Origin of the sequence: Rhodoglobus vestalii, assembly GCF_006788895.1 — a bacterium.
Classification (GTDB): Bacteria; Actinomycetota; Actinomycetes; order Actinomycetales; family Microbacteriaceae; genus Rhodoglobus; species Rhodoglobus vestalii.
Genome location: NZ_VFRA01000001.1, coordinates 551,494 through 572,284 on the forward strand (window position 1 = coordinate 551,494; position 20,791 = coordinate 572,284).

Sequence of the window (20,791 nt, forward strand, 5' to 3'; positions counted from 1 at the left end):
CCGATGCGGCCGGGCTGACGGTTCGACGAGGGCGTCAGGCTCGCGCGTTGGCCGCCCACAATCGTCACAATAGGTTGCATCAGCGGGCAGTTGTGTCGCACAGAAAGTACAAATCACCAGTAGTCCTCTTATTGCCTAAACAGACGAGTGACACTATCACCGCCAAGCGAGCGCAACGATATTTTGCTTCTCAACCGCGCCCGCCGCGAGAGCCCGGCATGGAGTTGATTCTCCAGATGGGCGACTTTCGTCCAAAACTCATCCACCTCATCCGAGCGCGGATCGGCTCCGGAGAAAATTGCACGGTCAGCATGCACGGCAAGTTCATACGCTTCGGGTACCTGCAGAACGCCCGCGATCTCGGTTCTGGTTGCTGACGGAGGCGGCGAATAGCCGTGGTCAACAAGTGCATCCGCGAACTCTTGCCAGCCCCCACTGATCTGCCCCAGGGTTGTGTTGGCGCGCCGACGCAACAGCCGACGCCGCACTTTGGCCGCAATGATCACGGCGAACGGAGCGGCGAGCACCAGGAGCACGAGAAGAACCCCACCGAGAATTCGCAGAGCGGCTAGCACCGCTTGCAGTACCGGATCGAGACCGGACTGAAGGGCCTGTTCGCTATCCGGATTCGACTGCCGATTGGTTACATCCGATTCAACCTCTGGTGGCTCCACGATTGTTTGCGGTCGCGCAACCTGGGCGGCATCGTCGGGAAGTTCGGTCGGAATTTCTCGCAACGGCGGGTTGGGATCAAGGGTCACCCAGCCGTACTCGGCAGTATTTACCTCGATCCACGCCTGAACATCATCGCCACGAATCTGCGGGTCAGAGGTGACGAAGCCGAGCACAGCCCTGGCAGGAAAACCCAACTCGTTCGCCATGAGGGATGCCGCGACCGCATACTGCTCACCATCACCAATCATTTGGGGCGCGGTTACGAGCTCGGCTATGCGGCCGGCAGAGTGCCCTGATCGACTGACCGGTTCATCCACCCCCACACCATGGCTAACGTAGCCATCAGCCGCGAGGCCACTGAGCATCGCGGCCAGGCGCTCCCCCGGCGTCGTCGTTCCCCCCGCATACTGGTCAAGTTTCTCGGTGAGTTGTGCGGGAGATTCGCCAATGGGTGGCACTTCGGCGGTGCCCGGGGTGAGCGATTGAACCTCTTCAGCACTCGGCTGGGTGGTCAATACGCCCCGAAAGGAGTAGCTATCTCCGCTGGTGAGACGTTCAGTCACTGCCGCCGTGCCAGAAACAGTGTTGTAGTAGAACGAGTCACCGAGCGCTGACGCACGCGCACCATCGAAATTGATCTCCTCAAGCAGGCCGACGGTCGGCAACCACACACCCGTGTACCCTGCGACAGTGATCGACATAGTGACCTGATCGCCAGCAACATCCGACTGATCAACACGCGACGGGACACGCGTAAATGAACCGGAGGCACTGGTGACGCGACCGCTGCCGACGGCATAAACGATCCCGTCATAACTGTCGAGGGTCGCAAGCCTGATCCGGGTCCCGAGCGGAACGCCGGAGACCACAAAGAGCGCGGAATTGGCTGAACTTGGCTGCCAATAGCTTCTGAAGCCGGAGAGCGGACTCACGTAGTCACGCGGATCAAAGGGTTCGACAATAGTGGTGCGCAGAACTGAGCGATCATTGCTGGGCGGTAAAAGGCTCGTGATGCCGACTGCAGCGCTCGCCGCAAGCGCGAGGACGACAACAGCGCTGACAACGGTTCGCGCACCCGCAAACCCAAACTCCCGCGTTCGTTGGACCCCACGAGCGGTGTCCCTAGTTGCTTCAAGCGCATTGACCGTATCGCGTCGGCGTCGCCATCGAAACCACACCAGAGTGAGAGCGACAACGATCAGGAGCGACATCGCCAAGATCAGCGGACGAGCGGGATACGTTGGCCCGAACGCTACCGCGGTGACGAAGACCACGATCGGTGAGATCACCGACAATTCGGCGGCCCGCGTTCGGAATGCGATGCTCAGTGAAACGACTGTAGAACCCAGTACAAGAACGAGCGCGGGAACGAGAAGCGCCTGATAGCTGCCCACAGGAAGTGAAATGGTGAGAAGCTGCTTCCACCCGAGTGCCACCCCAAAGACAAGATCGACAAGCCCTGAGGGTGTCGGAAGCACCGAGTATTGAGCAGCGGACGGCACCGCAACAGGCACCCCGATCACGAGAAACACCACGACGGCAGCAATCGCGGTAATCACAAAAGACCACCGCCGCACGAGCGAAACGACTGCCAGCAGAGTCCCGGCAGCAATCCCTGCGGCTATCAGGGTAATCAGTTCGGGGCTGCGGTAGATGGGCCACATCGCCGCAGCAGCCAACGCAATTGCTGACCAGAGCAGTGCCGTTGTGACAAGCAGAAATGATCGCGATACTGTGCCGGTCATACCGCAGCCGATCGGGCAAGCGCACGCTTGAGGTCCTCAAGGTAACCGATCGTCAGCACACTCAATCCCGTCACTCGCCGCAGGCCAGGAGCAGCTTCTGGGTCACAGACAATCGCCACGACTTCTACGTTCGCCGCAAACTTTGTGGACGCAGCACGAAGTTGTTGAGAACTCACCGTCGAGCCACAAATAAGAAACGCAACAGAAACTCCGTCGGTCTGTTCAGAAGTAATGCGCGCAACATCCACGAGGCGCAGTGCCGTATCAGCGCTTTGCACCCGAGTGAGATCATCAAGAAGTCGCGTACCCGTCACCGTCGAAAGTGCTCGCACGGCAAAAACTTTACGCTTTGCGAACTGCGGAGTTTGCTCACTTGCCACGACAGTGACCGTGCGCGCATCCCGAATCGCTTGAGCGCCCAGTGACCCGGCCACACTGACGGCCATCTCAAACTCATAGTCACTCTTGTAGTCAGCCGTAGCCAGGCTCAACGCGATCACCAACTGGCTCCGTCGAGTTTCCTCAAACTGGCGCACCATGTACCGCCCGGTGCGAGCGGTCGTCTTCCAGTGGATGTTGCGGCGCTCGTCACCCGGGAGGTACTCGCGCAGCGCGTGAAACGAAATGTCGTTGTCCGCAAGAACTTTTGTGGCATTGCCCTCAAGATCCCGGATCAGACCGGTGCTCACGCTCGGGATGCTGATGGTGCGCGGATGAACGAAGACATCAGCGGATTCAGTCCACGCAAGTTCGCGGCGCACAAGACCCACGGGGTCGGCACGCACCGTACGCACGGGGCCCACCGAAACCACACCGCGCCGAAGCGTCGGGATCGGAAACTCGTGAACCGCTGAGCCCCCGGGCCGGATCCCCGAAATTGCCGCCTCAGCAACGGCCCGAGCAACCGGTATCTCAGCGATGATCCCGAGGCTGCGACGTTTGCCGCTGTTGGTGCTGCGAAGTTCGCCGCGGGTTGCTTCGCCGACGACCACTCGGTGGCGTTCCACGTGGAGGCTGATCTCGAGCCGACTTCGGCCTACAAGATAAATTGCTGCCATGACCGCAACCGCGCTACAGGTGTATCCGACGACCACCAATTCGATCCATGCCAGGGAGTAGCCGGCGATGAGGGTCGTCGGGATCACCGCCAACACGACCCAGCCCAGTGGAGTGACGACTGACGTGATCTGAGCGATTAGGCGCAGCGTGGTTCTTCGCGCGATCACAACGAAACGAACGACGGTGACGATCAGGTCTGCCAGAACTCCGGTCCGATATCCCACGATCCTGGTTCGGGCATTATCGAGGTCCTCGATCGCCGTCGAAGAATCGGCGCGCGCGCTCACACGGCTTGCCGTTCCATAGGCGGCGGAGTCTCGATGAGAGTCTGTGCGATTACACTTGAGGCGCTCACCCCATCAAACTCAGCTTCCGCATCAATAACCAGTCGGTGCGCGAGCACCGGTTCAGCGAGCGCTTTGACATCGTCGGGAACGACATAGTGGCGCCCGTTCGATGCTGCCAAGGTTTTGGCTGCGCGCAGAAGGGCGAGTGCCCCGCGAACACTTACTCCCAGTCGAACTTCAGTGGCGCTTCGCGTTGCATCAACTAGGCGGCTCACATAGTCGCTGATGGTGGGGTCCACGTGAACGGTGCGCGCAAGCTGCACCATCTCGATCACCAGATCCGCGCTGACGACAGGGTCAATCGTGACCGAGTGTGCGGCCACTGATGCCCCGTCGAGGATTCGAAGAGTGGATGCATGATCCGGGTATCCGATCGAGGCTTTCATGAGAAAACGGTCCAGCTGCGCTTCCGGCAGACGATAAGTTCCTGCGTGCTCGATGGGGTTCTGTGTCGCAATTACCATGAAGGGCGTGCCTACCGGGTGCGAGATGCCGTCAACAGTCACGTGGCCTTCTTCCATGACTTCGAGGAGTGCGGCTTGAGTTTTGGGGCTCGCACGGTTGATCTCGTCGGCAAGAACGATATTCGCGAAGATCGGTCCCGGATGAAACTCAAATTTGTTGTCACGCTGATCGAAAATGCTCACTCCGGTAATGTCGCCGGGGAGTAGGTCGGGCGTGAACTGGATTCGGTTTGTCGTTCCCGAGACGCTCTGGGCAATTGCGCGGGCAAAAGAGGTCTTGCCCGTGCCGGGGTAGTCCTCAAGCAGCAGGTGGCCCTCACTCATGAGTGCGGTAAAGCCAAGGCGCACAACAAAGGTCTTGCCCAGCAGCACCTGTTCGACATTTGTTACGAGTCGGTCGAAGTTTTCCGCAAACCGTTCAGCTTGGTCGGGAGTCATGGGCATCGCAAACCTCTAGTCATAGTCGTATCCGTTATACGTTCTGTCATAAGCCTGACCGTTGTTCGCGATCACGCGCACCACCATAGTTGGCGGTTCAAAAAGTTCAACATCGGCGTAACAGCTGCCGCCCGGAGTGCTGGTGTTCGCGTACTGCCACGGGCCGAGGGTTGTTCCACCGCAGCGGTAACGCACGGCCTCATAGGTTCCTGTGGGCCAGCCGAGCCACTCAAACGTTCCGCTGCCGGTGAGCAGATCGCCCCCTGAGGTAAAGGTGAGATTGGCGACCGAGGGGTTTACCGGCACGCCGAGCGGGAATGGTGCAGACCACGCAGTCTGGCAGAGCCGACCGGAGCCATAGGTCTTACAGGCGCGCACTGCGACGGAAATATCTGTTCCGTAGTGTTGACCGCCATCCGCGGTCACAAAGGAGTCGAGTGGGACGGGGCCGAAAATGGTCGCGGGAACGCTGCCGCCGGTCAATCGGTAGAACAGCGTGTAATCACTGGTGAGCGGCTCACTGCCCATCATTCCGCCAGTGAGGGTGAAATCGAATCGCTCGCCATTGGGCAGAGGGCCAGCAGTGTTGAGCACAGTGACAACCCCCGGTGGGGTCTGGGCAATCACTGTGGCGGAGCTCGTGCAGCCCTGGCTATTGGCGGCGAACACCAGCATTGTGTAGGCACGGTTCGGTGACAGCCCGGAGAATGTCGCGGATGTTCCGGTTCCGACCGCAGAGAGTATGGCACCATTGCTGCTGATGGATCCATTCGCGGCACAGGTTGGAGCGGTGCCGGTGTATGCGGCAGCGGTGTACCCCGTGATGGGGCGCCCATTCGCGGCGAAGGCACCAGCCCATGCGAGGCGGGCAGTGCTGTCGTCGATCAGGGTCGCAATCGGCGCTGATGCGGCAATCGGCGGCCCGGCGGGGATTGCGCTCTGCGGTGCGCTGGTGTTCCAGATCGATAGTGCCGTGTAGGCAGCATTGCGGGGGCTGACCGTGTAACTGACGGCTACGCCGTTGTCGAGTTCCCAGGTCGCTGGTGTGTCCCAGGTGCAGGTCGAGCTACCGCACTGAATCAGCCCAACGGACCGGTCAAATCCCCCGACTGCAACTCGATAACGGTCAACGGGCGAGCCACCGGGAGGTGTCGGTACCGCGTTCCACGTTAGTCGCAGGCCGCGGTCGAGGGGCGCTGCACTGAGCTCTGTGGGAGCACGAGGAATAACGTCTGACCACACGGGGTCGCCGAGCGTTACCGGAGCGGATTCCCCTATTGCATTGATGGCGACGACTGTGACTGTCACCGCGTTGGCTGGACCGTTTCCGGGTGTTGTGATGACACAGGTGGTGCCGGCACAGTCGGTTGTCTGGACCGAGGTGTCGCCTGTTTTCGTCGTCACGCGGTAGGACGTAATCGCGGAGTTGTTCGCCGGGCCCGCGTTCCACCGCATAGTGAGCGTCTTATCCCCGAAGCCACTCGGGCCGAGATTAGTCACCGGATCTGGTCGATCCTGAACGGAAACTACTACTGTTCCCCAGACATAGCGACTCCTATCGTTGGTGGCGTCCGCAACCCGATATTGAAGGTTTACGTCGCCGGCAACGGCATCAGCTGCCACTGTGACGGTCAGAGTGCTGCTGTCATCGCTGGGTACGATCCTGAGTCCGGCAGGGATTTGCCCTCCGGCGAGTCCCCGGATATCAACCACACGAAGTGGGGCCCCAGGAAACGGGTTCGTTGAGGCGTCATTGGCAAGAACATCGACCACAGTGGTCTGTCCACGCTGGGCGATCGCGCGGTCTGTCGCGGGGCTTGCCAACGGCCTGGTTGAGGCTACGACATTCAGTTCGATGCGCCCAGATTTTCCCTCAGATAGGTCATCGCGAACGCCCAACGAAATAGAGGTTTGCGCTCCTTTTGCGGCACCGTTGTCAGCGCGAAGCATCAGTATCGTGCCGTCGAGCGAGTAGGTGAAGCCCTCGGGAAGCGGACTCAACACCGAATAGGCCAGCTCGTCGAGGTCATCAGAGTAGGGATAGTTGGTGAGATTGAGGAGGTCAATTTCTTTCTCCTGACCCGGCTCAAAGTCAATAACTGCGCCACCGAACACCGGTGCTTGGTTGTCGCGCGGGAGAACGTCAATTGGCAACACGAGAATTGCGGATCGGCCTTCAGGATCGGTCGCCGACGTGCCGTCCGTTACCTCAAAAGAAATTGATGCGGGGCCGAAATACTTTTCCGCAGACGTAAACACCAGTGTGTCTTCGTCACGCACGAGGTCAGCACCGTCGCTGTGCGTTGCGAGAACAGTGCTTGAGTCCGTCAGCCGCACCGGCTTCTCCCCAACGGCGATGATGTAATCGTTGAGGTCAATGACAAGGGTGCTCTCACTATTGACGGTGAGTTTCGCGGCGCGGCGATCGACCTGCGGGAGGGCATCGTTGTAGCCCGGAACCTTTATGAAGGCATAAGTAAACGCGGTGGGGTCGGCAGGGTTAGTCACTCGGAACGGAATGATCTGGCTCGCATCATTGACCGACACTTCGATCTTATTGTCGGAGGTTATCCGCGCCGCGTCCTCGAACCCGCCGTAGATGGCAAGAGAGAGACTGCGCGGGTCGCCATCCGCGAAGAAGGCCCCGGCAAGAACATCCACCGTCACCCGATTGCGGTCGAGAACGTCAGACAGGGTAAGCACACTATCCGTTACCACAGGGTATGCAGGCTTGGCGTCGGGATCGACGGTGACACGGATGAAGTTCTGGCTTGAACCGCCCGTCTCGTTCTCGACAACGTAAATGACACCGTAGTCGCCGGGGGCACTCGGCGGCGTCACCTTGACCACATCGCCGTCTATTTCCGCAACCGTAACGGGGTCATTCGGTTCCACCGAGACCACCGATAACGGGCTCCCATCGGGGTCGGAGTCGTTGGCGAGAACCTCAACTGACACCGTGATGCCCGGCTTCACCGTGACCTCATCAATGATGGCTACCGGGTTACGGGCACCATCGATTCGTGGGCTAATTCCAACGGTGATCTCACCATTTGCTCGCGCACCCAATGAATCAATCAGTGTGTAACTGAAGGTGTCGGTTCCTGCCGAGTACTCGCCGGCCTGATAGACAAACGAACTGGAATCGGCTTCGATGACCGCACCCTTGTCAGGGTTGGTTGCCTGACCGAGCAGTTGCACAGAATCGCCATCGGGATCGGCCGCTGTCATCGGAATGTGAACCCGCACGGAGTCGCCCGCGAGCACGCGCGCCGTGACCGTCGGCGGCACGGGAGGATTGTTGCTTGCCGGGTCGGCTTCACGCACCGCGATACGCACGATCGCGGTCCCTGATTGACCGTCAGGGCCCTCGACGCGATAGGCCGCAGTGAAGTTCCCGATTCGTTCGGGCGCAAGGTAGCGCAGCACCTCACCCGAGGCGAACAGGAGCCCCGAATCGTCAGGCAAGTCTTGAGCTAGCTGGGGAACCAGCGTCAATTCGAAGCCATCAGGGTGTTCGTCGTTCTGAAGCACGCGGATGTCGACAGCTTGGCCGACGCGCACCGTTATCGAGTCATCGTTTGCTATCGGCGCTTGAAACTGGGGCGGGGCTGGAATCTCCACGACAGTGATAACGCCAACCGCATCAGCAAGTCCGTTGCTAATGCGGTAGTTGAAGTTCACCGGCCCATCATCGAGCGGATTCTCGAGACTTACACGCACGAGTCGCTGTTCTAAGATTTCGGCGCGAACACCTGATTCGGCATCCAAGTTCATGATTTCGGTTACGAGGAGAACACCGCCAGCAGGATCAACGTCGGTGCCGGCGACATCGATTCGCTCATTCTGAAGCGTCCGCACAAAGATCGTCTTAGGAACCGTAACGGGCGATGTATTGACATCCGGCGGCGCGACCACGTCGATTCGCACAATTGCCGTGTGCGTGAGGTTGCCATCCGTGACCACATATTCCAGGTTGTGGCTGCGAATCTCGTCGCTACTGAAACGGAAAGTACCTTTCTCATAGCTGGGTACAACCTGCGCGCCAGTCTTAGCAGGCACGCTATTGAGCCGGATGTTGCCGTTGCCACCACGAACATGTGACAGGGGTGAGACGGTGACTTCTTTACCCGCATACGCAAGCACAACAAAAGGGTCGGCCTCGATCGGCACTTCGCCAAGCGGCAGGACAGCTACGGAGATCGTCCCGGAGCTTTCGCTGTTTCCATCGGAGACAACAAGGGTGACAATTGTGAGCTCGCTTCCCTCACCCGCATCAGAAAATACGACGTCGCCACCGGGCTTATAGCTCACGGCGTCGGGTTCTGCGACCGATGCGCTGGTGAGATAAAAAGCGTCGCCATCGGGGTCGACCCAGTCGCCAAGAACCCAATCACCGACTCGGCCCCCCGAATGCGCTGTGAACTTTGTGGCTCGCATTTGTTGCGGCGGAGCATTCTCTGAATCGGCCCGAATGTCAACGACTACGTTTGCCGTCGCCGTCCCCCCGTGACCATCGCTGATGGTGTAGTCAAAACTCACTTGGCCAGTCGCGCCGGGTTCGAGAGTGATCTGGATCTGCTGCCGCTCAGTGATGCGGTCAATCCGACCAATCCCCGCTGCTATGGTCGGCAATTCATCTACAACAAGAACATCACCGTTCGCATCGTAATCATTCAGGAGCACGGGGAGCACCGTTGCGCGACCTGGTCTGGCCCCGAAAGCATCGTTGACGGCAACAGGGGGCTGCTGCACTTTGTCGACCTCTGGGTCAACATCGAAAAGATTTTGTTCAACGTCAGGCTGCTCTTCATCATTCGTGATGAGTTGATTCCAGTTGTTGATGAGTTCGCCATCACCCTGCACCGCCCAAGTGCGACCCGTCAGCCGGTCGTTGAGGACGGCACGCGTTCCGTTGACTGCATAGGCGAGTTGCGCGGTGGGCTCCATCTCAGGCAGCTGAAGCATCACACCATTGCCAGAATCGGCGGCACACCGGCGCCAGTTCTCACCATTGGTCCAGGCGGCAAACTCGCAATCTCCTACTCGCAATGGCGGCGTAGCCAATCCTGTCTGGCCCGTGCTGAGACCGACCGCCGCGGCACCGCTCAGCGGAACAGCTAACAACCCAGCGCTATAGCCAATAAGCAACCGCTCTCCGCCCACGGAAGGGAGCTGCAATGCAGCACCGCTTCCGCCGTCGATGAGGTCACTGACATCAACAGCTCTCCCATCCATATAAAGCAGTTGGGCATCCTCGTCAAGAATCGCCCACTGCCCAGCAACCGAAGTAATGCTGAGTTCTGCGGTTGTGTCGAGATCGACAATCATGCTTGACTCGGCGGTGTCGGTGATCGCCGAATTGACTCGGAAGAGTTGACCCGTCGACGGGGAGAAGGCGAACAACAGTCCGTTCTCGTCAACACTGACAATCGCGTCAGCACCGAGACTGAGTGACGCAACCGACTCAGAGTCGAAATTCAGAAAATCATCGTACGGGAGGATCCACACTTCGCCGGTGCCGTGCTCAAGAACCACAACATTGTCTCCAGCAAAATAAACCTCAGGCTGGTTCGGTGGCAGCGCGATACTCTCGGAAACCTCCGAGAACGCGGGATCAACCACATCGATAGTGCTCTCCGCGCGATCGAAAAGCAACACATTCTCACCCTGTTGAACGACCTCAAGGTCGGCGCTCTGAGCATCCACGATTGAATTGATCTCGAGAACTTCAGTGCTCGCACGGCCAATCGCCTGCTGTTGGTTATTGGCGACCCACACCGCGCCGTCAGCCAGATTGACGCGCTGAGCGGTGTACCCCGTCGACACCACGGCAACCGTTGTGATGAGTGCGACGATTGCAACGACACTCACGACGATCACCGCGGTAGAACGACGCATCGCACGCACACCGCTAGCCACAACCACACTCCGACCCACTCACCGTCGTCACGGCAACACAGCACACTTCTGAGAGCTCACAGGACCCGACTTGCCGTCACGGGTCACCGTCACAGAAATGCAGACATTTTCGCCTGTTTCCGCACCAACAACGAAACTAGGTTCACGCTGCTGCACAGGCGGCTGACCGTCGGTAGTGGTGATCTGGTAGGAGTCCTCCGGCTCGATTCCGGGATCCGCCCAAGAAAACTCCACAACTCCGCTCGACACGGCGGCACGAATGTCACTGACCCTCGGGAGCCCCTCTGATCGGGACTGCAACTGCACGAAGGTGATGGTCGCTCCAAGAACGACCACCAGCGCCGCTACCACCACGCCGACCCACGCTACTACTTGCTTTCCCCCACCCAGGGTCGGCGAACTGGAGTCTGCCTTTCGACCAGACACCGTATCGACGACACCCTCGCTGTCGAACGATCCAAAGTTCTCATCGATGGCGACCGGCCTTCGACGTTTACGACGCTGAGCTGACGAACTCGGTACCGCCTGGCTTGGCCGAATGCGGGTACGATCTTCGAGCTCCGCAACCGTCGCGAGCGCCCAGTCGTCCATCGCTACTTCGATGGGCGTCTGGGTGAGGCCAATTTCAGATTCCACAGCCTGAAGTTCGTGCACCAGTTCCAAAACACTTCCCTGACGGGATTCTGCCTTGCGCGACATCGCTCGCACCAGAGCACTCTCGAGGCTCTCCGGCACATCGCCGCGGCCCGTTAGCCGAGGTTTTGCGCGGTTGATTCGTGCAATCAGGTCAGCGGACTTGTTGGACTCCCCCGGCACTTCGAACGGTGAGCGGCCGGCCAACAACGAGTACACGGTCGCGGCATACGACCACAGTTCGGACTCAATCGTGCCGGCAGTCTCATCCATCAACACTTCCGGGGCAGACCACGGAATGGACATGCCGACCGCTTCAAGATTTTCTGACTCGCTCAACGTCGCTGCGATACCAAAGTCAGACAGCACCGGATGACCATAGGCGGTGGTCAAAATGTTTGACGGCTTGATATCTCGGTGCAGCACCCCGGCGCGGTGGGCGGTCTCGATCGCACTTCCGATCTTGATCGCCACGCGGAGCACCTCTGGCACGGGCAGTCGCTCTGCTCTGTAGCGCTGGTTGAGCGTCGAGGAACAGAGTTCCATCACCAGGTAGGGCCGCCCGTCGGATGACACACTCGCCTGATACACCGTCAAGATTGACGGATGCGCGCTGAGCTGGGCCATCAGGTTCGCTTCAGCCTGAAACATCTGGCGCACTTGGTCGTTGACCACTTCGCTCAACATGACCTTCACGGCGACTTGCCGCCTGGGCATGTTCTGTTCGTAGAGGAACACGTCAGCAAAGCCGCCGGAACCGAGAACGTGCACGTGCGAGAATCCCGGCAACGCTGGGGGTTGCGAGGGCAGTCTTCGAGCCACATCACACCCCTAACATGTCAACGATTTCGACCATTCTAAGTGAGCAATCGCTCAACATTCGGTTTCTGTCCGTTGACTGGGAACCAACGGTGCGCGCCGAACACGGGGAAGTTTCGCTTAGTGCGCTTTAGGCACCTTCACGACATCAACAATGATCGCGGTGATGTTGTCTCGACCACCGCCATCGAGTGCCGAATCGATCAACGCGGACACCGTAGTGACCGGGTCTCGTCGCTCTGAGAGGTGGAGCGCAAGCTCCGCATCAGTGACCTCGCGGGTGAGCCCGTCAGAGCAGATCAGCAGACGCTGGCCTAGGCGGATCGGCACCATCCAAAAATCGGGAGAGGGAGCCGCATTGAACCCAATCGCGCGCGTGATGATGTTCGCATCAGGATGACTCTCTGCTTCATCACGAGAGATGAGGCCCGCCTCTACAAGGTCTTGCACCACCGAATGGTCTCGAGTGATTTGGGTGAGAGTCTCCTTCTCGAATGAATACACGCGGCTATCGCCGACATTAAAAATAGCGAAACAGGCGGATTCACGATGTTCGGTGACGATGGCTCCCGTAACCGTGGTGCCAACACCGAGCTCGCTATCCTGCGCAATCAGACCGATGTGGTCTGTGGCGCGCTCAAGAGCACGTTCGACGGCCCGGGCGGGCATGAAATCACCCGAAATCGCATCGTCGAGTCCCTCCACCACTGCGGCACTGGCAAGATCACCGGCCCAGTGACCACCCATGCCGTCTGCAACAGCAAACATCGGGGATCGGGCGACATAGCTGTCCTCGTTCGCGGCGCGCCGATGTCCGGTGTGCGTGCCCGCAGCCCAAGCAAACGTAAATGTTTGGCTGGGTTGGCCCGGCAGTGCGATGGTGTGGCCGGAGTTGTTGCTGCCGATTTCGGTCACGGCTACCTTCCTGCACAATTCACTCCAGAGCCTGCCGCGGCAGAATCCGAATAATGTTTCCGTCTCCAATATCTACCAGCGTGCCCGCAGAAACCACCACCGACTCACCCTGGCGCAGTTTCTGCACGGGATTGCCCGGCGCCTGAACAAGCGAACCGTTCGTAGAACGAAGATCAGTCACGATAACGGATGCTCCCAGCTCGCGCACTTCTAGGTGGGCGGCAGAGACCTCACGGTTGGGGGAATCAACGGCGATCAGCTTGGGCGCCACCCCACGAATAATACGAGGTGGTCGCGGATCCCGTCCGAAGATGCAGGGACGCTCCAAGTTATGGTCGGCAGCGTCACCCTCCAACTGCACCCGATAGTGCAGAGCGGACCCCTCCGCGGAGGGCGCCGGAGTCGTGGATTCAGCACCAGCCGACGAGGCCAAGAGCGGGGCGCGCAGCGGTTTCGGTGCCGAAGCCGGTGCCGAAGCCGATGGCGGTGGCGGTGCCGGGGCCGGGGCCGGGGCCGGGGCCGGGGCCGGGGCCGGGGCCGGGGCCGGGGCCGGGCGAATGATCGTGTCATCGCTGTCTGGTTCGGTACGCCTCACGTGGGGGCGCTCGCCCGCGGCGATCGTTTCGTCGAAGTCGTGAGTCACGGGGCCAGTTTAGGCATGCGGGGTGCCGTTAGGCATGCGGGCCCTGCGCCGCGCCAGACCATCATGCTTGTCCGATAAAACTCATGACGTGCTTGATCCGTGTGTAGTCCTCAAAGCCATAGCTCGAAAGATCTTTTCCATACCCGGAGTGCTTGAAGCCACCGTGGGGCATCTCGGCAACGATGGGAATATGGGTGTTGATCCACACACACCCGAAGTCAAGGTGCTTGGCGAATCGCATCGCTCGGGCATGATCCTTTGTCCACACGCTTGAGGCGAGACCGTAATCCACGCCATTGGCCCACTCCAGGGCCTGATTCTCGTCACGGAATTTCTGCACGGTGATGACGGGGCCGAAGATCTCGTTCTGCACAGCGGAGTCATCTTGGTGGAGCCCCGACACAATTGTGGCTTCAAAGAAGTATCCCTGTTGGCCCTGGCGTTGACCGCCGAGGTCTATCTGAGCGTGCGAGGGCAGTTCATCAATAACTCGCGCAACTTGCGCCAGTTGGTTGGCGTTGTTGATGGCGCCAAAGTAGACATCGTCGTGCGGCGCACCGGTTTTGGCGTTCTCGCGTGTCCAGGAGACCAGTTCTCTGACGAACTCATCGTGCACATCTTCGTGCACCAGCACGCGGGTTGCTGCCGTGCAATCTTGGCCGGCATTAAAATAGCCTGCTGCGCCGATCCCCGCCACCGCGGCAGAGATGTCGGCGTCGTTGAACACCACGACGGGGGCCTTGCCCCCCAGTTCCAGGTGAACGCGCTTGAGGTCGACGGATGCCGCTTTGGCGACCTCCATCCCGGCGCGCACCGAGCCAGTGATCGAGACCATCTGCGGGGTCTTGTGGTCGATCATGAGCCCGCCGGTGGTTCGATCACCCGTGATCACATTAAAAACGCCGGCGGGGAGGAATTCTGCGGCGATCTCCGCAAACAGCAGCGTCGACGATGGTGTCGTGTCGCTCGGTTTCAGAACCGTGGTGTTTCCTGCGGCGATTGCCGGCGCAACCTTCCAGACCGCCATGTTGAGCGGGTAGTTCCACGGGGCAACCTGACCGATGACACCGATAGGTTCACGACGTATCGACGAGGTGTGGTCTTTCATGTATTCGCCGGATGCCATTCCTGAGAGATGACGGGCCTCCCCGGCAAAGAAACGGATCTGGTCCACTGACAGCATAATCTCATCTGCCACAAGGCTCGCTCGGGGCTTCCCGGTGTCTTTCGATTCCCGATCGGCAAACTCTTCGGCGCGGGCTTCCATCGCGTCAGCGATTCGGAACAGTGCCAGCTGGCGCTCTGCCGGGGTGGTTTCGCCCCATGTTTCGAATGCGGATGCCGCTGCCCTGTAAGCATCGTCGACGTCCGCAGCCGACGACACCGGTGACGTTGCATAGCTCTGCTCAGTGGCAGGATCAATCACGTCGAAACTTTTCGTGGTGCGGGCTGCAACGTATTCGCCGTTGATGAAGTTATGGATCTCAGATGCGCTCATTCCTCCAAGATACCGAGCACGCCGCCAAGAATCCACTGCTGAACTGTCGATTTCCGCTGTGAAAAGACTATTTTGGTACGGAATCACTTGCAGAAGGTCGTTTCAACTGACAAAATCGAGGCATGAGCACCTCGTCACGCAGTTCAGCCACCAAGCCGGTGCACCTCGATGACGTCTCGAAAGCAATTATCGAACAGTTGCAAAATGATGGGCGTCGCTCCTATGCCGAAGTCGGCAAAGCGGTCGGGCTCAGCGAGGCCGCCGTTCGCCAGCGCGTGCAAAAACTCACCGACTCCGGTGTCATGCAGGTCGTGGCGGTTACCGATCCGATGCAGTTGGGCTTCTTTCGGCAGGCCATGATCGGCATCCAGATTTCAGGAGACACCACGGCTGTCGCCGAACAAATTGGCAAGCTCCCCGCCGTCGACTACGTCGTTCTTACTGCGGGTAGCTTCGACCTTCTCGTTGAGGTGGTCTGCGAAAACGACAACGACCTGATCGACCTTCTCAACCGCGACATCCGTGGAATTCCGGGCGTGCGCTCGACAGAAACATTCGTCTACTTGCGCCTCCACAAACAGTTCTACAACTGGGGCACCCGCTAAGCGGCGCCCCCAACCCCACTCAAGAAAGTGTCAGTCATGTCAGAGTTCGACGAAGCCGATCTGCAGCAAAAAGCACAAGACCACCTCTGGATGCACTTCACGCGCCAGTCGGTAATGGAGGACGGCCACGGTGTGCCCATTATTGTGCGCGGCGAGGGCCACCACATTTATGACAGCAAGGGCAACAAGTACTTTGATGGGTTGAGTGGCCTCTTCGTTGTCAATGCGGGTCATGGTCGCAAGCGTCTAGCTGCGGCCGCTGCCAAGCAGGCTGAAGAGCTGGCCTTCTTCCCGCTGTGGTCGTACGCACATCCGAAAGCCATTGAACTCGCTGACCGACTGGCCGGCTATGCCCCCGGCGATCTCAATCGAGTGTTCTTTTCGACCGGCGGCGGCGAAGCTGTCGAAACCGCATTCAAACTTGCCAAACAGTATTGGAAACTGCAGGGGCGCCACACGAAGCACAAGGTTATCTCGCGCGCAGTCGCCTACCACGGCACCCCCCAGGGCGCACTCGCCATCACGGGCATCCCCGGAATGAAAGAGATGTTTGAGCCCCTGGTGCCTGGCGGTTTTCGCGTGCCCAACACCAACTATTACCGCGCTGAGGAGATGGGCTTCCACGGTACCGAAGAAGAGTTTGGGTTGTGGGCGGCAAATCGCATCGAAGAGATGATTCAGTTCGAAGGGCCAGAAACCGTGGCCGCGGTGTTCTTGGAACCCGTACAGAACTCGGGCGGATGTTTTCCGCCACCCCCCGGCTACTTCCAGCGTGTGCGTGAAATCTGCGACGAGTACGACGTGCTCTTGGTCAGCGATGAAGTAATCTGCGCTTTCGGACGCATCGGCCATATGTTTGCCTGCGACGCGTACGACTATATTCCCGACATGATCACGTGTGCCAAGGGGATGACCAGCGGCTACTCTCCTCTGGGTGCCACGATTGTTTCCGACCGCATTTACGAGCCCTTCAAGCACGGAGCGACCGCGTTTTACCACGGGTACACCTTTGGTGGGCACCCGGTCTCGGCTGCTGTTGCGCTCGAAAACCTCGACATTTTCGAAGAAGAGAAGCTGAACGAGCACGTTCGAGAGAATTCGCCGAAGTTCCGGGCGGCTCTCGAGCGACTACTCGACCTGCCTATCGTCGGTGACGTGCGCGGGGATGGCTACTTTTTTGGGATCGAGTTGGTCAAAGATAAGGCAACGAAACAGACCTTTAACGACGACGAGTCAGAGCGACTGTTGCGCGGGTTCCTCTCTAAGGCATTGTTCGAGGCCGGATTGTACTGTCGCGCTGACGATCGAGGGGATCCCGTGATTCAGTTGGCACCGCCTCTGACCATTGGTCCGGCGGAGTTTGACGAGATCGAAGCAATCTTGCGCTCGGTGCTTACCGAGGCGTGGAACCGTCTCTAGAAACGCAACAGTGATGCACTGAGTCACACCACGGCTCCGTTAGAGTTATTGCTGTGAGTACTGAGGATAATTCGTCCGCGGGGCTGGCCCGTCATCCGCGACCTGCGAGATCTGGGGCGCGCGCGGTTGCAATTGTCTTGGCTGCTCTGCTGAACCTGTCGATTATCGCTGGTGGGGTGTGGGCGCTGACCAATCAGCAGCGCATCGCCGATCAATTCGTTGTCTGGCAGTTCGAGCCTTCCACCGCCGTTGCGCGATACGTAACTGAGGCGAGCATGTCGGGTGAGGGCGAGTTCTTGTTTTACGCCAGTCAGCCCGCGATTCAATCGAACCCCACTTTCAACAGCACGTGCGCGAATGTTGAAGAAGATTTCGGGGTACTCGGCTGCTATTTTCCTGGCGAGAAGTTGATCTATCTTTTTGATGTGAAGGATGACCGTCTCGCCGGCATCGAAGCGGTCGTCGCCGCGCACGAAATGCTTCACGCCGCATGGGATCGTATTTCTGCTGCAGAGCGCACGCGGCTCACCCCGCTGTTGGAAGCGGAAGCGGAACGCCTCACCGACGATCCGGAGTTCTCAGCGACGCTCGAGTTTTACGCGAAGACTCAGCCTGGCGAACGATCGAACGAATTGCATTCGATTATTGGAACGGAATTTTCGGACGTCGCCCCTGAGCTCAAGCAATACTATGCGAGGTATTTCCTCGATCGTTCAGCAGTCGTGGCTCTTCACGAAAAATCAAATGTGGTGTTCACGGCCCAGCGGGACGCTAGTAAAAAACTGGTGAGCGAGTTGGATGATCTTCGCGTCGGTATCGACGCAGATTACGACTCTTACAACGCCGGCTACGACCGTCTCAACGGCGATATTGATAGCTTCAATGCGCGTGCGGATGCGGGCGAGTTCAACTCCGTTGCGCAGTTCAATCAAGAGCGTGCAGCCTTGATCGAGCGTCAGGGAGTTCTGAATGCTCTCTATGCCGCTATCGATACGGATGTCGCTGTTTACGATCAAATGGTGGTCGAGCTGGAGGCTCTCAACGCCACGATTGGTGAGCTGAACACCAGCATCAACATCGAGCCGCGCAGCGACACCGGGTTGTAGAACCCGTCCTCAACATAGGTGCACTCTGGGCGCCATGCCGCAATGTCCGAAAATAGCCAGCGAGAGATCGAGAGTCGGGATTACGCTCGAAGCATGCAACCAGGCACCACACTCCACACCGAGCGTCCCTATCTGCTCCGTACGCCCTCTCCTCTCGGTCGCATCGAGCTAGTCAGCGACGGGGAACACATCACGGGACTCGCTATCGAAAAGTCTGGGGCTCTTCCCCGGGATAACGACGATGAGCGATCGTGCGCAGTGCTCGACCAGGCGGTGCACCAACTCACCGAATACTTCTCAGGAGAGCGGCGGGCATTCGAGCTACCGCTCTCCACCCGCGGAACGGAGTTTCAGCGCTCCGTCTGGAGCGAGCTGATGAAACTGCCGTTCGGCTCGGCCGTGTCCTACGCCGATATCGGTCGGGCGACCGGTCGCGCCACCGCTGGCCGCGCGGTAGGTGGTGCGGTTGGCGCTAATCCGATCCCGATCATCATTGCCTGCCATCGTGTACTCGCATCAGATCAGCGCATCACCGGATACAGCGGTGGCGACGGCATCCCAACTAAAGTGTGGCTACTCACCCATGAAGGAATAGCCCACCGATGAGTGATCGTCGGTCACTTCTCATCGCAGACGACGGCAGGGCGCGATGCGGCTGGGTCGGCAACGATGAGCTCTATCGCTACTATCACGACACAGAATGGGGCACTCCCCTTCACGGTGATCAGCGGCTATTCGAGAAGATCATGCTTGAGGCTTTTCAGGTGGGGCTCTCCTGGATCACAATTCTCCGGAGACGTGAAGGCCTGCGTGACGCGTTCGACCAGTTCGATCCGGCCACGATTGCCCGGTATGGAGATGAAGACATCGCTCGGCTGCTCGATGATCCGCGCATTATTCGCAATCGACTCAAAGTGTTGGCGGCCATCAGCAACGCCCACGCAGTATTAGAGCTCACCCAGGCGGCAGCCGGAGCACTCGACACACTGCTCTGGCAGTTCGCTCCCCCGCCGCGCACGCGCCGATTTGTCTCTCTCGATGATGTGCCGGCGGTGACACTCGAGTCGACCGCAATGAGCACAGCCCTCAAAACCCACGGATTCCGGTTTGTTGGCCCCACCACGATGTATGCGCTGATGCAGTCCACCGGCATGGTTGATGACCATATCGAGGGCTGCTGGCGCACGACTCAACGCTAAGGCTCAAGTGCTGAGCGCTCGAGTGCTCGAGTGCTAAGGCTCAAGGGCTAGGCACTCGACACTACGAGGTCGAGTTCCCCGGGCGCGCCAGCTTCAAGGCGGAATCCGGCACTCTGCGCCCACGAAACCAGCGAATCCACGGTCGAGTGCCTAATCCCTGCGTTGATCAGCGCGCGCAAAAATAGTCCCTTTGACTTTTTATTGAAATGGCTCAATGCCACACGCTTACCGTCAGTTCCTTCGGTGACAACGCGAAGATAGACGCTGTTGTGGGAGGCTGCTCCTAGTTGCGCATATGCCTCAGAACGAAGATCCAGCTGCAGCCCAGGAACAGCCGCCAGAGTGTCGGTTACCTGCGTGAACCAGTGACGCTTCAGGGTGAGGCCGGGCAGTTTTGAGTTGTGGGAGAGTCGATACGCGGGGACGGGGTCGCCCGCCCCCACCGGTCCGAAAAGAGCAGAATGCACCAACACCGTGCTGTGAGCAAATTCGCGCTCCCCTGAGGTCATGCTTGGCGCGTCAAGGGCATCGAAAAGCACTCCCGTGTAGCGCTCCAGCGACGGCATTACCGGCGCGGTCTCAAGCACACGGTTTCGCTCTACCTCGAACTGTTGTTTTGCGCTGAGACCCAAAGCCTTTCGGGCAACATCCGAATCATTGCTGATTTGGGTCAATCCGGCTACGACAGCCTGTCGTGCGCCTGTCAGCGCAGGAAACATGAACTTCGACAGGTTGAGCCGCGAACCCTGAGTTCCCCCATCACGCTTCGTCTCAGAGGGCGGAAGAAGGACGATCACGCGTCAAGAAAGGCAATCGCACGCTCAACATTGACGCCGATCGCGCCGACGGAGTCGAGTGTGATTCGCGCTACCGCGCCGCTTGCTCCCGTCCAAGGAGAGTACTCATCCAAGTTATGTTCCACTCCTTTGCGAACAGCGGCTCCGGCCTCCTGTCGCTTCGCTGCGCGTTCGACAAGCCGGTTCTTGTGTTCTTCCCGGTCAGAGCACACCACTTCGATGAACCGAACTCCTGACCCCGTGCGCTCAGCAAGATTTACCCACTGCTCACGGGCAGGATCCACAGCGTTCACCGCGTCGATGATGATGTCGCGATCGTGCATGAGCACTGACTCGGCAAGAGTTTCAGCAACCAAATACGCGGCTAAGCCAATGGGCTGCCCGGCACTGATTCCCGCTTTCAGAATCGCTGTTTCGATCTGATCCACCGACAGCACGGTGATCCTGCGGCGCGCGCCAACCACCTGTGCGAGAGTGCTCTTTCCTGCGCCCGACAACCCGGCCATT

16 protein-coding genes are annotated in these 20,791 nt (G+C 59.2%); 6 read left to right on the top strand and 10 right to left on the bottom strand.

Features of this window, described 5'->3' with window-relative positions; translation table 11 throughout:
* Nucleotides 1-128: 128 nt before the first annotated feature.
* The 7 genes from FB472_RS02685 to FB472_RS14300 all read right to left on the bottom strand — a co-directional run bounded on the left by FB472_RS02685 (nt 129) and on the right by FB472_RS14300 (nt 13,378).
* A complete protein-coding gene (locus FB472_RS02685) occupies nt 129-2,420 on the bottom strand; it encodes a transglutaminase TgpA family protein (RefSeq protein ID WP_141989545.1) in 2,292 nt (763 codons plus the stop codon).
* Nucleotides 2,417-3,766 (bottom strand): DUF58 domain-containing protein, encoded by a 1,350-nt coding sequence (locus FB472_RS02690; protein ID WP_246078039.1) that lies wholly within the window; start codon nt 3,764-3,766, stop codon nt 2,417-2,419. The genes FB472_RS02685 and FB472_RS02690 overlap by 4 nt, the downstream gene beginning before the upstream one ends.
* Nucleotides 3,763-4,734 carry an AAA family ATPase gene (locus tag FB472_RS02695; protein ID WP_141989546.1) on the bottom strand — a complete coding sequence of 324 codons (972 nt, stop codon included), beginning with the start codon at nt 4,732-4,734 and terminating at the stop codon, nt 3,763-3,765. The genes FB472_RS02690 and FB472_RS02695 overlap by 4 nt, the downstream gene beginning before the upstream one ends.
* Before the next feature lie 9 nt (nt 4,735-4,743).
* Complete coding sequence (locus FB472_RS02700) at nt 4,744-10,650, bottom strand: Ig-like domain-containing protein (protein ID WP_141989547.1); 5,907 nt, start codon at nt 10,648-10,650, stop codon at nt 4,744-4,746.
* A 27-nt stretch (nt 10,651-10,677) separates the two neighbouring features.
* Complete coding sequence (locus FB472_RS02705; RefSeq protein WP_141989548.1) at nt 10,678-12,105, bottom strand: serine/threonine-protein kinase; 1,428 nt, start codon at nt 12,103-12,105, stop codon at nt 10,678-10,680.
* A 117-nt stretch (nt 12,106-12,222) separates the two neighbouring features.
* Nucleotides 12,223-13,017 carry a PP2C family protein-serine/threonine phosphatase gene (locus FB472_RS02710; RefSeq protein WP_141989549.1) on the bottom strand — a complete coding sequence of 265 codons (795 nt, stop codon included), beginning with the start codon at nt 13,015-13,017 and terminating at the stop codon, nt 12,223-12,225.
* Between the two features lie 19 nt (nt 13,018-13,036).
* Nucleotides 13,037-13,378, bottom strand: coding sequence for an FHA domain-containing protein (locus tag FB472_RS14300; RefSeq protein WP_281283323.1), 342 nt, complete (start codon nt 13,376-13,378; stop codon nt 13,037-13,039).
* Between the two features lie 43 nt (nt 13,379-13,421).
* On the opposite strand from FB472_RS14300, the gene FB472_RS14305 reads away from it, so the two are divergent.
* Complete coding sequence (locus tag FB472_RS14305; RefSeq protein ID WP_246078041.1) at nt 13,422-13,655, top strand: hypothetical protein; 234 nt, start codon at nt 13,422-13,424, stop codon at nt 13,653-13,655.
* 66 nt (nt 13,656-13,721) lie between these two features.
* Here the strand turns inward: FB472_RS14305 and FB472_RS02720 are convergent, their stop codons facing one another.
* Nucleotides 13,722-15,158 (bottom strand): gamma-aminobutyraldehyde dehydrogenase, encoded by a 1,437-nt coding sequence (locus tag FB472_RS02720; RefSeq protein ID WP_141989551.1) that lies wholly within the window; start codon nt 15,156-15,158, stop codon nt 13,722-13,724.
* Nucleotides 15,159-15,280: 122 nt separating this feature from the next.
* Between FB472_RS02720 and FB472_RS02725 the strand changes: the two genes are divergently transcribed.
* From FB472_RS02725 to FB472_RS02745, 5 genes are all read left to right on the top strand, one after another.
* Complete coding sequence (locus FB472_RS02725) at nt 15,281-15,763, top strand: Lrp/AsnC family transcriptional regulator (protein ID WP_021809800.1); 483 nt, start codon at nt 15,281-15,283, stop codon at nt 15,761-15,763.
* A gap of 36 nt (nt 15,764-15,799) precedes the next feature.
* Nucleotides 15,800-17,182 carry an aspartate aminotransferase family protein gene (locus tag FB472_RS02730; RefSeq protein WP_021809799.1) on the top strand — a complete coding sequence of 461 codons (1,383 nt, stop codon included), beginning with the start codon at nt 15,800-15,802 and terminating at the stop codon, nt 17,180-17,182.
* Nucleotides 17,183-17,235: 53 nt separating this feature from the next.
* The gene (locus tag FB472_RS02735) at nt 17,236-18,288 is read left to right on the top strand and encodes a hypothetical protein (RefSeq protein ID WP_246078042.1); all 1,053 of its coding nucleotides are present in this window, start codon (nt 17,236-17,238) and stop codon (nt 18,286-18,288) included.
* A 93-nt stretch (nt 18,289-18,381) separates the two neighbouring features.
* Complete coding sequence (locus FB472_RS02740; protein WP_141989552.1) at nt 18,382-18,894, top strand: methylated-DNA--[protein]-cysteine S-methyltransferase; 513 nt, start codon at nt 18,382-18,384, stop codon at nt 18,892-18,894.
* Nucleotides 18,891-19,487, top strand: a complete 597-nt coding sequence (locus FB472_RS02745) for a DNA-3-methyladenine glycosylase I (RefSeq protein WP_141989553.1) — start codon at nt 18,891-18,893, stop codon at nt 19,485-19,487. Before FB472_RS02740 ends, FB472_RS02745 begins: the two co-directional genes overlap by 4 nt.
* Nucleotides 19,488-19,534: 47 nt before the next feature.
* On the opposite strand, the gene FB472_RS02750 is transcribed toward FB472_RS02745, so the two are convergent.
* Together FB472_RS02750 and FB472_RS02755 are read right to left on the bottom strand one after the other, a co-directional pair.
* Nucleotides 19,535-20,284 (bottom strand): YaaA family protein, encoded by a 750-nt coding sequence (locus tag FB472_RS02750; protein ID WP_141989554.1) that lies wholly within the window; start codon nt 20,282-20,284, stop codon nt 19,535-19,537.
* A complete protein-coding gene (locus FB472_RS02755; RefSeq protein WP_246078043.1) occupies nt 20,281-20,790 on the bottom strand; it encodes a P-loop nucleotide/nucleoside kinase family protein in 510 nt (169 codons plus the stop codon). Before FB472_RS02755 ends, FB472_RS02750 begins: the two co-directional genes overlap by 4 nt.
* Between the last annotated feature and the right edge of the window lies 1 nt (nt 20,791).